General features: G+C 74.9%; 14 protein-coding genes. 3 read left to right on the top strand and 11 right to left on the bottom strand.

Annotated features, from left to right (window positions below; translation table 11 throughout):
• Positions 1-41: 41 nt before the first annotated feature.
• The 5 genes from GA0070214_RS21940 to GA0070214_RS21920 form a co-directional block, all read right to left on the bottom strand.
• Entirely contained in the window at positions 42-1292 is a 1251-nt protein-coding gene (locus tag GA0070214_RS21940; protein ID WP_091267178.1) for an outer membrane protein assembly factor BamB family protein, read from the bottom strand.
• A gap of 96 nt (positions 1293-1388) precedes the next feature.
• Positions 1389-1871, bottom strand: coding sequence for an SRPBCC family protein (locus GA0070214_RS21935; protein WP_091267175.1), 483 nt, complete (start codon positions 1869-1871; stop codon positions 1389-1391).
• Between the two features lie 108 nt (positions 1872-1979).
• The gene (locus GA0070214_RS21930; RefSeq protein ID WP_091267172.1) at positions 1980-2189 is read right to left on the bottom strand and encodes a DUF397 domain-containing protein; all 210 of its coding nucleotides are present in this window, start codon (positions 2187-2189) and stop codon (positions 1980-1982) included.
• Between the two features lie 141 nt (positions 2190-2330).
• Positions 2331-3530: a fumarylacetoacetase gene (gene fahA / locus GA0070214_RS21925; protein WP_091267169.1), complete on the bottom strand. Its 1200-nt coding sequence runs from the start codon at positions 3528-3530 to the stop codon at positions 2331-2333.
• 76 nt (positions 3531-3606) lie between these two features.
• The gene (locus tag GA0070214_RS21920; protein ID WP_091267166.1) at positions 3607-4464 is read right to left on the bottom strand and encodes a hypothetical protein; all 858 of its coding nucleotides are present in this window, start codon (positions 4462-4464) and stop codon (positions 3607-3609) included.
• Between the two features lie 94 nt (positions 4465-4558).
• Between GA0070214_RS21920 and GA0070214_RS21915 the strand changes: the two genes are divergently transcribed.
• Positions 4559-5725: a homogentisate 1,2-dioxygenase gene (locus tag GA0070214_RS21915; protein WP_091267163.1), complete on the top strand. Its 1167-nt coding sequence runs from the start codon at positions 4559-4561 to the stop codon at positions 5723-5725.
• On the opposite strand, the gene GA0070214_RS21910 is transcribed toward GA0070214_RS21915, so the two are convergent.
• Together GA0070214_RS21910 and GA0070214_RS21905 are read right to left on the bottom strand one after the other, a co-directional pair.
• Positions 5722-6759, bottom strand: coding sequence for a tetratricopeptide repeat protein (locus tag GA0070214_RS21910; protein WP_091267160.1), 1038 nt, complete (start codon positions 6757-6759; stop codon positions 5722-5724). The genes GA0070214_RS21915 and GA0070214_RS21910 overlap by 4 nt on opposite strands.
• Positions 6760-6812: 53 nt before the next feature.
• Entirely contained in the window at positions 6813-8168 is a 1356-nt protein-coding gene (locus GA0070214_RS21905; protein ID WP_091267158.1) for an AfsR/SARP family transcriptional regulator, read from the bottom strand.
• Between the two features lie 187 nt (positions 8169-8355).
• On the opposite strand from GA0070214_RS21905, the gene GA0070214_RS21900 reads away from it, so the two are divergent.
• Positions 8356-8883, top strand: coding sequence for a hypothetical protein (locus GA0070214_RS21900; RefSeq protein WP_091267155.1), 528 nt, complete (start codon positions 8356-8358; stop codon positions 8881-8883).
• A gap of 35 nt (positions 8884-8918) precedes the next feature.
• Here the strand turns inward: GA0070214_RS21900 and ispF are convergent, their stop codons facing one another.
• The 3 genes from ispF to GA0070214_RS21885 are packed head-to-tail and all read right to left on the bottom strand — an operon-like array spanning position 8919 to position 10653.
• On the bottom strand, positions 8919-9401 hold the full coding sequence (gene ispF / locus GA0070214_RS21895; protein WP_091267152.1) for a 2-C-methyl-D-erythritol 2,4-cyclodiphosphate synthase: 483 nt from the start codon (positions 9399-9401) through the stop codon (positions 8919-8921).
• Between the two features lie 16 nt (positions 9402-9417).
• Positions 9418-10113 carry a 2-C-methyl-D-erythritol 4-phosphate cytidylyltransferase gene (ispD, locus tag GA0070214_RS21890; protein ID WP_091267150.1) on the bottom strand — a complete coding sequence of 232 codons (696 nt, stop codon included), beginning with the start codon at positions 10111-10113 and terminating at the stop codon, positions 9418-9420.
• A gap of 54 nt (positions 10114-10167) precedes the next feature.
• On the bottom strand, positions 10168-10653 hold the full coding sequence (locus tag GA0070214_RS21885) for a CarD family transcriptional regulator (protein ID WP_007073334.1): 486 nt from the start codon (positions 10651-10653) through the stop codon (positions 10168-10170).
• A gap of 327 nt (positions 10654-10980) precedes the next feature.
• Between GA0070214_RS21885 and GA0070214_RS21880 the strand changes: the two genes are divergently transcribed.
• Positions 10981-11682: a hypothetical protein gene (locus GA0070214_RS21880; RefSeq protein WP_091267148.1), complete on the top strand. Its 702-nt coding sequence runs from the start codon at positions 10981-10983 to the stop codon at positions 11680-11682.
• A 7-nt stretch (positions 11683-11689) separates the two neighbouring features.
• Here the strand turns inward: GA0070214_RS21880 and GA0070214_RS21875 are convergent, their stop codons facing one another.
• Entirely contained in the window at positions 11690-12250 is a 561-nt protein-coding gene (locus GA0070214_RS21875) for a hypothetical protein (protein ID WP_139141888.1), read from the bottom strand.
• Between the last annotated feature and the right edge of the window lie 3 nt (positions 12251-12253).

Below are 12253 nucleotides of genomic sequence, written 5' to 3'. Positions count from 1 at the left end.
GGAAGTATAGGGGGTTTTGTCCGTTTTGTCGAGTTACCGGCTCAGGTCGCGGCGAGGAGCACCGGCTCGGCCATGAGGAAGTACCCCTGGTCGTCGTCGTCCGGCCGGGCCTCCTCGCGTAGCCGCTCCACCGCCACGTAGCCGTCCACCGCATGCGCCCGACCCGGCTGCCAGCCGGTCCCGTCCCGGCCGATGTCCAGGACGAACCGGGATCGCTCCGCCCCGGTGGTCGGGTCCAGCGTCACCAGCTCCCGCCGCTCGGTCAGCAGGTGCACCCGGCCCGGCTCGGTCGCGAGGATCCGGACCGTGCCGAGGTCGGCCCGGCGCCACAGCTCCTCCCCGGTCCGGGCGGACCTTCCGATGACCACGCCACCGGCCGCCGACACCGCGTGCTCGCCGTCCAGCTCGGTGTCCGGGCCGTCCAGGGCGGAGGCGGCCACCGGCTCGCCCGCGCCGACCAGCCAGCCCCGGCCGGTCTCGTCGCCCTGCCCCGAGGTGCGCAGCCCGCGGCACGCCGAGTGCCCGTCCCGGCAGCCCACCGGCGTCACCACGAGCCGGTCCGGGGCGTCCGGCGGTCGCCAGCGGGTCCGTACCGCGCCGGTCGCGGCGTCGCGGAACTCGACCGCGGCCGGCCCCGCGCAGGTGTCCACCCCGACCAGTTCACCGGTGGCCGTGGTGCCCACGTCGGTGCGGCAGCCACGCACCACCGCCGACCGCCACAGCGGGCGGCCGTCCGCCAGCGCGTACCCGCCGACCGCGCCGGGGCCGGCGGCGACCAGGACGGTACGGCCGTCGGCGGCGCGGGTGACATGCAGCCCGGCCGGGTCCCAGACCGTGGCGGCGTAGGTGCGGCGGGGCTTCGGCACCGCGCCCGGCTCCGGCCCGTCGGCCCGCCAGGCGACCCGTCCGGTACGCGCGTCCAGCGCCACCAGCTTCCCGTCGGACCAGCGGCTGACCACCGTGGTGCCGTCGGCGAGCACCCCGACCAGCTTGGCCGGCCAGCGGCGGTACGACCAGAACGGGGTGACCCGGTGCTTGCCGGAGACCGGCTGGTCCGCGTACACCTGCCGGGCGCCCGCGTAGACGCGGAGGCGGCCGTCCACAACCAGCGGCGCCACCGGCAGCCGGCCGATCACCCCGACCGGCGGGCTCGGCGCGGCCGGGTACGCGCCCCGGGCGACCGTCTCGACCTCGGCGGGCGCGAGGACCCGGAGGACCACGGCGGCCGACGCCGCGACGGCCAGCACCGCCACGACCGCCACCAGGATCCGCCGCCCCGCGGGCTTGCCCATGCCGCACCTCCGCCCGGCACCCTACCCAGCGGCGGCTCCCGGACGCCGCGCGGCGTCACGTGCGCCGGGCCGGGGACGGGCGGCGGCCCGCTCGGCTCAGGCGGCCTCGGCGGACCGGGTGGGCCCGACGGCGAGCGCCAGGTCGGCCAGGTCACGGCGGAGGGCGCCCTCCACCGCACGGGCGGCCAGGCCACCGAGGATCAGCGCCAGCACCCGCCCGTACGGTCGGGTCGGCACGGCCTCGTGCTCGACGGTGACCTCGGTGCAGCCGCGCCGCCGGCGCTCGACGGTGCGCAGCGTCCAGGTGATCCGGTAGTCCGCGCCCGCGCCGCTCGAGATGAGCACCAGCCGGGCGGGGGCGACCGCCTCGACCACCAGGAACTCCTCCGCCTCGGCGACGCCGTCGGGCCGGACCCGGGTCTCCCGCCAGGCGGTGCCGGGCCCGAGGTCGCCGGGGCTGAGGACGTCGACCGCGCCGACCGCGGACAACCAGTCGGCCCGCGCCGGGAGGTCGGTGAGGAGCCGCCAGACGTCGACGTCCTGCGCTTCGATGAATGCGGAAACCGTCACCGTCGACATGGCACCTCCCGTGTCGTCCACGGTACGGGCCGTCACCGGGTAAGGGGAGCCTTGCGGTGACATTTCCACCACCGGTGCCCCGACCGGGGCACCGGGCGCGGCGAGCGGTCAGGGACGGAGGGCGTCACCCCGGATCGCGGCGACGAACGCCGTCCAGCCCGGTGGGCTGACCGCGAGCGCCGGACCCTGGGGGTCCTTCGAGTCGCGTACGCCCACCACGCCGTGCGCGGCGACCACGTTGGTCGCCACCTCGACGCAGAGGCCCTGATCGTTGGAGCGGCTGCTGGTGCGCCAGACGGCGCCGGTCAACTCGGTCATCGCCACTGTCCTTTCTGTTGCACTCGGGTGCGCCCCGGCCCGCACCGCCGGGGCGTACGCAATCCGCGACGATCAACGGCGAAGGAAACGTCCCCGGTCGCACAGCGGGTGCGACCGGGGACGGAGAGTGAACAGGGTGACTCAGCGGGCCGGAAGGATCCTCCCGGTGACCTCGCCCAGGGCGACGGTGGTGCCGTCCGGGCCGGGTGCCGTGGCGGTGATCGTCACCGTGTCGCCGTCCTCCAGGAAGGTCCGGGCGGCGCCGTCGGCGAACTTCACCGGCTCGGCTCCGCCCCAGGTCAGCTCCAGGAACGAGCCGACCTGCCCGCGCTCCGGCCCGGAGACGGTGCCGGAGGCGTAGAGGTCGCCGGTGCGCAGCGAGGCGCCGTTGACCGTGAGGTGGGCGAGCTGCTGGGCCGGCGTCCAGTACATGGTGGCGAAGGGCGGCTCGGCGACCCGCTCGCCGTTCCACTCCACCGACAGGCTCAGGTCCAGCCCGAGGTGCGGGGTGTCGCGCAGGTAGTCCTGCACCGGTGGGTCCTGGTCGGGCGCGGGGACGAAGGCGTCGGCCAGCGCGTCCAGCGGCGTGACCCAGGCCGAGACCGAGGTGGCGAAGGACTTGCCCAGGAACGGCCCGAGCGGCTGGTACTCCCAGGCCTGGATGTCCCGGGCCGACCAGTCGTTGACCAGCACCACCCCGAAGACGTGGTCGGCGAAGTCCGCGACGGAGACCCGGTCACCGAGCCGGCTCGGCACCCCGACCACGAAGCCGACCTCGGCCTCGATGTCCAGCCGTACGGAGGCGCCGGTGGTCGGGCCCTGCGCGGTGGCCCGCTGGCCGGTGGGGCGGACGACGGGGGTGCCCGAGACGACCACGGTGCCGGCGCGGCCGTGGTAGCCGATCGGCACGTGCTTCCAGTTCGGCAGCAGCGGCGGCTGGCCGGGCCGGAAGATCTGCCCGACGTTCGACGCGTGGTGCTCGGACGAGTAGAAGTCGACGTAGTCGGCCACCTCGAACGGGAGCAGCAGCTCCACCTCGCGCAGCGGCACCAGCAGCGGCTCCACGGCCGCCCGGTGCGCCGGGTCGGTGAGCAGCTCGGTGACCCGCTGTCGCACGGCGGTCCACTGCGGACGGCCGAGCGCCATGAAGTCGTTGAGGGTGGGCCGGCCGAGCGCACCGGCGGCCAGCACCAGCCCGGCGGCCTCCGCGCCCGCCAGGTCCAGCACGAAGTCACCGATGCGCACGCCGATCCGCGGCTCGCGGTCGCCCTGCCGGAACACCCCGTAGGGCAGGTTGCTCACCCCGTACGGCGAACCCGCCGCACCCGACACCCAGCTCATGCCGCCACTCCGCTTCGCTCCGTGGCGCCATGAGGCACCATCGCGCTGAGCCTGCTGATTCGCTCGCTGCGCTCGCTCATTCCTCATAGCCCCCGTTCACCAGCCCCAGCCGGATCAGATCGGTCAGTGGTTCGGAGATGCTGCACGAGCCGTAGCCGACCCAGAGCGGGCGCTCGGCCTCCCGCTCCGACCGGGCCGGCTCGACCACCCGGAGCGGGTCGGTGGCGCCGAGCAGCTCGGCCACGCCGGCCACCTCGGCGCCCCCGGTGGCGGCCAGCGTCGCCGCCAGCACGTTGACGAACCCGTGGTGGGTGAAGCCGGTCTCCGGGTCCCGATGCCGGATCGCCTGGTGCAGCCCGGCGGTCAGCTTGAACGGCAGCTCCCGGTCGCGGCAGGCGCAGATCACCGCGGCCAGCTCGACCGGGGTCGGGAAGAGCTCGGCGGCCAGCCCGCCGGTGCGGAACTTGGCGGCCACGGGCAGCCCGCCGGCCCGCGCCTCGGCGAGGGCGTCCAGCGCGCCCATCAGCCCGAAGGTCAGCGGGACCTCCGCGTAGACGGTGGTGCCGCCGAGGCGCTCGGCGAGCTTGAGCAGGTCGGCCAGGCCGGGTTGCGGGTCCTCGCCGCGCTTGGCGACGGGCGCCTCGACCTGGCGGACGGCGAGCCGGGCGTCCGCCTCCGCGAGGGACTCCTCCAGCCGGCCGACCGGCACGTCGCCGATCACGCCGACCGCCAGGGTCGCCTCCGCGGCGAGCAGGTCGGGCAGGTCGGGCAGGGTCGAGGCGGGCAGCAGCAGCGGGCCGACGAGGTCGGCGTACCAGCCGGCCCGGTGCCGGTGATGGGCGGTCACGGCGTCCGGCAGCGCGGCGCTGCCGGGCGGGAAGACCGCCGCGTCGTCGACCAGGCCGGCGAAGAGGCGGGGCACCTGCGTTGACACGAGACAAGAATCTACGGGACGCTACAAGGAACGGACAACTGCGTCCGATTATCGGACGTTCCCGGCCGGAGAACGGGACATATCGGGAGGCGAGATGCCGTACTACCGCAGCGTCGGCGAGGTGCCCCGCAAGCGCCACACCCAGTTCCGCCAGCCCGACGGCACGCTCTACGCCGAGGAGCTGGTCGGCCAGGAAGGCTTCTCCTCCGACTCCTCGCTGCTCTACCACCGGCACGCGCCCACCGCGATCGTGGCCGCCGAGGAGTTCACCCCGCCCGCCTTCACCCGGGTGCCCAACCTGCCGCTCAAGCCCCGGCACCTGCGCACCCACAAGCTCGACGGCGCCGGCGCGGACCCGGTGCTCGGCCGCCAGTACCTGCTCGCCAACGACGACGTGCGGATCGCGTACGTGCTGGCCGACCGGCCCTCACCGCTGTTCCGGGACGCCACCGGCGACCACTGCCTCTACCTGGAGTCCGGCACGCTGCGGGTGGAGTCGCCGTTCGGCGTGCTCGAAGCGGTGGCCGGCGACTACGTCATCATCCCCACCTCGACCATCCACCGCCTCGTGCCCACCGGCGACGAGCCGACCCGGCTGCTCGCCATCGAGGCCGCCGGCCACGTCGGCCCGCCCAAGCGCTACCTCTCGGTGCGCGGCCAGTTCCTGGAGCACTCCCCCTACTGCGAGCGCGACGTCCGCGGGCCGGACACGCCGCTCCTGGTCGACGAGACCGACGTGGAGGTGCTGGTCCGGCACCGGCGCGGGTGGACCAGGTACGTCTACGCGAACCACCCGTTCGACGTGGTCGGCTGGGACGGGCACATGTACCCGTGGGCGTTCTCCATCCACGACTTCGAGCCGATCACCGGCCGGATCCACCAGCCGCCACCGGTGCACCAGACCTTCCAGGGCCCGAACTTCGTGGTCTGCTCGTTCGTTCCGCGCAAGGTGGACTACCACCCGGGCGCCATCCCGGTGCCGTACAACCACCACAACGTCGACTCCGACGAGATGCTCTTCTACACCGGCGGCAACTACGAGGCCCGGCGCGGCTCCGGCATCGAGCAGGGCTCGATCTCGCTGCACCCGTCCGGTTTCACCCACGGCCCCCAGCCGGGTGCCGCCGAGCGGTCGATCGGTGCGGAGTTCTTCGACGAGCTGGCGGTCATGGTCGACACCTTCCGCCCGCTCGACCTCTGCGACGCCGCGACCGCCTGCGAGGACGACGCGTACGCCTGGACCTGGGCGCGCCGGGCCTAGCGCCGGGGCTGGTGGCCGGTGCGGGCGAGCACGACGAACCCGGCCACCAGCGTCAGCGCGATCCCGGTGACCAGCGGCCACGGGCCGCCCACCAGCGCGTAGAGCACCAGCAGCGCCGGGGCGGCGGCCACCGCGCACACGGCCAGGGCCAGGCTGGGGTCGGCGCGGAACAGCCCGGGCAGGACCGTGTCCCGCAGGCCGGGCACCCGGGCGGCGGACCGCCAGACCAGCACCGCCCCGCCGAGCGCGGCCAGCACCGCGAGGAGCCGGGACGGTCCCGGCGCGACCGGCGCCAGGACGGCGACGAGCACGCCGGCCAGCAGCGACCAGCCCGCGCCGCGGAGGACCAGCCGGTGCACCCCGTCGGCGACGGTCCGGCCGGCGTCGCGGGCGTCCGGCTCCAGGGCCGCCACCCCGGCCAGGTGCTCCAGCGCCTGCGCGTAACGGCGCTGCTCCAGCCGGATCACGCCCACGTCGTGCTGCGCCCCGGCCACCTCCGGGTCCAGCCGCAACGCCTCCCGGTAGGCCCGCTCGGCCAGGTCGTACAGCTCCAGCCGCGCCGCGACCAGGCCGAGCACCAGGTGCGCCTGCGCGGTGTCCGGGGCGAGTTCCACACCGCGCCAGGCGGCGTTGAGCGCCGGCTGCCCGTTGCGGGCGCCGGCCAGGATCGCGGCGGCGCTCCGCTGGGCGTACGCGTCGGCCGGGCCGAGCGCCAGGATCCGGTCCCCGGTGCTCGCGGCGGCCTTCCACCGGCCCAGGTCGATCAGGGCGAGGCCGCGCGCCACCAGCGGCGACAGGGCGCCCGGAGCGGCGGCCACGGCGGCCTCGGCGGCCGGCAGCGCCGCCGCGGGCCGGTCGGCGGCGAGGTGCACCCGGGCCAGCATGGTCAACGCCTCGGGGTTGCCCGGATGAGCGGAGAGCGCGGCGTCGAGTTCCTCGGCGGCCTCGTCGTACCGGCCCAGTTCGGCGAGGAGCTGCGCGCGCTGGACGTAGCCGTCGGCGGCGGACTGGTCGGGGGCGGCGTCGTTCGGCATCCCGGCGAGCGTAACCGCCGGCCGCTGCCTCCGCCGCCTGGCGCGAACGCCGGTCAGGCGCTGTGGCAGCGGGGCCGGTCCAGCGAGCGCCCGCAGGTGCCCAGGCTGCACCAGCGCCGCAGCCCGCTCCCGTCCAGGAAGAGCCATCCGCACCGCTCGTCCGGACAGGTCCGGAGGGTGAGCCGGCGCGGGTCGGTGAGCAGTTGGGCGGCGCTCCACGCGACCGCGTGCAGGGGCATCCGGAGTCCGGCCGCGAGCTCCGGCCACCAGCGCCCGCGACCGTCGGTCTCGCGCCGGAACACCAGCTCCCTGGCGGCGGTCTCCGCGTACCGGGCGACCACGTCGAACGCGTGCCGGTCGTTTGGTTCGGTCAGGCATCCGTACAGCGCGTACCGCAGGCTCCGGGCCTCGGCGAGCACCGCCTCGGCCTGGTCCGGGTCACGCCGGCACAGGTGCAGCAGCCGGCTCACCGAGACGTCGTCGACCAGCCCCACGTGCCCGGCCCACACGGCCAGGGTGCGGTAGCCGCGCAGCCACTCGGCGCCGGGCAACGGTGGTTCGTGCCCCCACCCGGCGAAGGTGTTGCAGAAGTCCAACGCGGGGTGGCCCCCGACGCTCCAGGGCAGGCACTCGTCGCGGACCCGGACCTCGTACACCGGCCGCCCGGGCCGGTCCAGCCGGTCGTCGCCGCGCAGGATACGGCGGTGCACCTCCCGTAAGCGTGGCCCCGGTTCGACGCCCAGCTCGTCCACGAGCAGCTGCCGGGTGGTCCGGTACAGCCGCAGCGCGTCGGCCTGGCGGGCGCCCCGGTACAGCGCGGTCATCAGCACGGCGACGAGCTGTTCCCGGGTCGGGTGGCGGGCGGCCAGGGGCATCAGCTCAGCGATCGCCCGGGCGTGCTGGCCCAGCGCGAGCTGGGCCTCGGCGCGCAGCTCGACGGCGACCAGCCGGAGTTCCTCGACGGTGCCGTGCAGGCGGTCCCGCAGCTCGCCGTCGGCCGCGTCGACGAGCAGCGGGCCTCGCCAGAGGGCCAACCCCCGGTCGAGCAGCCGCACCCGCTCGGCGGGATCGGCGGCGGCGCCGGCCGCCCGCACCAGCTCGCCGAACTCGTCGACGTCGACGCGGTGCCCGTCCGCCTCGACGAGGTAACCCTCGGCCCGGGTGCTGATCCGCACCCCGTACGGCGTCAACGCCCCCCGCAACCGACCGATGTACGTCTGCACCGCACCGCGCGCCGACGCCGGCGGCCGGCCGTTCCAGAGCAGATCGATGAGGCGGTCGGTCCGGACCACCCGGCCCGTGTCGAGCAGCAGGACACCGAGCAGGCAGCGCTCCTGGCGGCGGCTGCCGACCTCGACCGGCCGGCCCTCGTGGCGGGCCTCGAAGGGTCCGAGCAGGCGGAACTCCATACGAACAGGACAGGCTAGGGCGGCCCGCCGGTTGTCATCCGGGGGTGAGCGGATGGTGAGTGCCGCGGCGACCGGCCCGGCACCGGGGCGTGTTCGGCCCGACTCCGGCTGGACGAGTGGTGAGTCCGTGGTGAGCGGGGCTGGTGATCCTGGTCCGGCCCTGACCAGAAGCACGGATGGAGTGACCATGCGTTTCAAGATGAGCGTCGCGGTGGCGTCGGTCGTGGCCGCGATCGTCACGGCCCTGCCCGGCTCGGCGTCCGCCGCGAGCGGCGACATCGCCCCCGGCGCCTGGGAGCCGGCCCCGCAGGAGGCGTTCGAGCTGCCCGCCGGGGCCCGATGTGACTTCGCGGTGCGGGTCGAACCGATCGTCGACGAGGTCCGGAAGCTGACCCTGGCGACGTACCCGGACGGCTCGCCGAGGCGGGAGCTGTTCACCGGCGCGCTGATCGACCGGGTGACCAACCTGGAGACCGGCGCCACCTCCACGGCGGACGCGAGCGGCACGTCCCTGGTCGTCTACGGCACGGACGGGTCGATGACCTGGTACGTGACCGGGCCGGTGCTGCTCGGCTTCCGGGAGAACGCGGGCTCGCTGCCGAAGGGGCTGTGGATCGTCGACGGCCAGTTCACCGTGGAGTTCACGCCCACCTTCGAGAAGACCATCACGATGCTCCACGGCACGACCCACAACGTCTGCACGGACGTCGACTGATCGGGTGCGGCGACCGGGCCACCCCGGTCGCCGCGTCACGCCGCCGGCGCCTCGTAGACCAGGGCCACGGCGATCCCGGTGAGCCCCTCGCCGCGGCCCGTGAAGCCCAGGCCGTCGGTCGTGGCGGCGGAAACGGTGACCGGCGCGCCGACGGCCGCGGAGAGCACCCCCTGCGCCTCGTCCCGGCGCGGGCCGATCTTCGGCCGGTTGCCCACCACCTGCACCGACACGTTGCCGATCTCGAAGCCGGCCGCCCGCACCCGCCGGGCGCTCTCGGTGAGCAGGGCCACCCCGGACGCGCCCGCCCATTCCGGCTGGTCGACCCCGAAGTTGGCGCCCAGGTCGCCCAGGCCGGCCGCGGAGAGCAGGGCGTTGCAGGCGGCGTGCGCGGCGACATCGGCGTCCGAGTGGCCGGCCAGGCCGTCCTGGCCCGGCCAGTGCAGGCCCGCGACCCAACAGGGCCGGCCCGGCGCGAAGGCGTGCACGTCGGTGCCGATGGCCACCCGAGGAACGATCATGACCCGAGCGTACGCGTCAGGCGCCGGTGCTCAGCAGGTGCTCGGCCAGGGCCAGGTCGAACGGGCGGGTGATCTTCAAAGCCAGGTCCGACCCCGGCACGCAGACCACCGGGACGCCCATCTTCTCGACCAGGCCCGCGTCGTCGGTGAGCGGGTCGCCGGCCGCCTCGTGGGCGGCGGTCAGCACCGACCGGCGGAAGCCCTGCGGGGTCTGCACGGCGCGCAGGGCGGCCCGGTCGACCGTGCCGAGGACCCGTTCGCCGGCGTCGACCTCCTTGACGGTGTCGACCACCGGCAGCACCGGGATCACCCCGTCGTGGCCGCCGCGAACCGCTGCGGCCACCGATTCGACCAGCTCGGGCGGGGTGAGGGCCCGGGCCGCGTCGTGCACCAGGACGATCTCCGGGCCGGCGGGGACGGCGGCCAGCGCGGCGGCCACCGACGCCTGGCGTTCGGCGCCGCCGGGGACCACGGTCACCGGGGCCACCGGCGCGAGCATCCGCCGGACCGACCCGACGTCGGCGGCCGGGGCGGCCACCACGATCGTGTGCACCGAGGGCGCGGCGGCGATGCGGCGGACCGCGTGCACGAGCAGGGGCTCGCCGGCGAGCGGCCGGAGGGCTTTGGGAGCGCCCGGGCCGAGGCGTACCCCGGCTCCGGCCGCAGGAACAAGGACCGCGACGTCACCGCGCGGATTGAGCTGCGCGGTCACGTCGCGGTCCTCGGATTCGTTTGCTACGGGCTGGGTACGACGACCTGGTGCGGATCAGGCCTCGGTCAGCACCTTGTCGAGCAGCGTCTCCGCCTCGTCCTTGGTGCTCTTCTCAGCCAGCGCGACCTCGCCGACGAGAATGTCGCGCGCCTTGGCCAGCATGCGCTTCTCACCCGCGGAGAGACCCCGCTCCCGCTCCCGGCGCCACAGGTCGCGGACGACCTCGGCCACCTTCAGCGGGTTACCGGAGGCCAGCTTCTCCAGATTCGCCTTGTAACGCCGCGACCAGTTGGTCGGCTCCTCGGTGTGCGGTGCACGGAGCACGTCGAAGACCTTGCCCAGGCCCTCTTCGCCGACCACCTCTCGCACACCCACGATCTCGGCGTTCTCAGCGGGCACCCGGACCGTCAGGTCACCCTGCGCGACCCTCAGGACGAGGTACTGCTTGGGCTCGCCCTTGATGACCCGAGTCTCGATTGCCTCGATGAGTGCGGCCCCGTGGTGGGGGTAAACAACGGTCTCGCCGACACTGAAAACCATAGGTTCGAAACCCCTTTCGCTGTGTCTAGGGTAACACGCTCAGGCACCGATGTCTCACCGCTGTCCTGACCGTTGGCGCAGCTCAGGGGCCCTGTGAGAGGTATTTCTTCAGCTTGACAGGCGGTCAAGCCGATGGTTTCGACACGCTCCGTGACCAGCGGATGACAACCCGGTAAGAGTGACGGAAGCGTTCATATCTAGGGCTATGCGCTCCTTCCATGGTAGCTCCGGAATTCCACGTGCGCCCAGGTGTGGCGGTACGACGACCGGTGCGGGACGCTGGAGAGGGACTGACGTCCGCTCACCGAGACGGCTCCTGGGGGTCCGATGGGCATGCCTGACGCTGAAGGCCACGGGCCGTCGGACGGGCTGCCCGACCTGCCTCCGGAGTGGGGTCGGGTGGTCGTCCCCGACGACGCCTCGGCGCTGGCCGAGGAGGCCCGCCAGGTCCGCCGCGAGCTGCGCCAGGCCCGCCGGCCGGCCGCCGGCCGGCGGCGGCCCGCCGGAGCCGCCTGGCCCTCGGTCGGGCTGCCGGTGCTGGTCCTGCTGGTCGCCCTGCTGGTCACCCTCACGGGGCTGGCCGCGGTCACCTGGCCGCGGTCGAGCCGCTCCGGGGGCGCGCCCACCGTGCTGCCGTACCCGACGGCACCCGTCGGGCCGCTGCCCGCGCTCGATCTGGTCGGCCCCGACGACGCGCCGGTGCCACTGCGCAGCCTGCTGCCCGCCATGATCGTCCTGGTGGACGCGTGCTCCTGCGCGGAGCAGGTCAGCACCGCGGCCGCCGCCGCGCCGCCGGGGGTCACCGTGGTCACCGTCACCGAGGACCGCACCGCCGCCTCCGCCACGGCGCCGGGGGTACGCCCCCTCGCCGACCCGGCCGGCGGCCTCCGCTCCTACCTGCACCTCTCCGCCCACCCCGGCACGGCCGCCGCCCTGCTGGTGGACCGGCAGGGCACCCTCGTCCGGATGGTGCCCGAGCTGGGGCCGGTGGCGGACTACCGCGACGACCTGGCCCGGCTGGCCGGCTGACCGCCGCTCAGGACTGCCACGCCAGCCGGGCGTCCAGGTCCACCGCCGAACCCGTGGCGGTGAACCGCACCAGCAGTGGCCCGCCGCCCGCGGTGAGCGGGTGGTCCACACGTGTCCCGCAGGCCACCTCGAGCCCCTGGTCGTCCTCGTCCGTGCCGGACCACCTGACCGTGAGTGCGCCGGCGCCGGCGCCGGCGCAGCCGACAGTCAGCAGGTACCGCTGGCCGGGCGACGCGCTGATCTGCCGTTCCACCAGGTCCCCCGGGCGCAGGTGGGAACCGTCGTGCCAGAGGACGTCGGACACCACGCTCACGGTCGGGTCGCCCGGCTCCTGGTGGATGACCACCGCCTCGCCCGGGTCGGCCTCCGGCCCGGGAAGCACCTGCCCGGTCCGCGGGTCAACCACCCGGATGCCCGGTTGGAGGGAGGCGTCGGCCGACGGGGTGGGATCCGGTGCGGTCGGGCCGAGGGTGGGCGCCGCCGCCCGCCACCAGCCCGCGCCGACCGCCAGCGCCACCACGGTCAGCCCGGCCAGCAGCGCACGCCGGATCCGCTCGTCGGAAGCCACGCG

It is taken from the genome of Micromonospora chaiyaphumensis, assembly GCF_900091435.1.
In the GTDB taxonomy this organism is placed as follows: Bacteria; Actinomycetota; Actinomycetes; order Mycobacteriales; family Micromonosporaceae; genus Micromonospora; species Micromonospora chaiyaphumensis.
The sequence above is the reverse complement of the archived record's forward strand: the minus strand, read 5'-3'. Positions and strand labels throughout refer to the sequence as shown.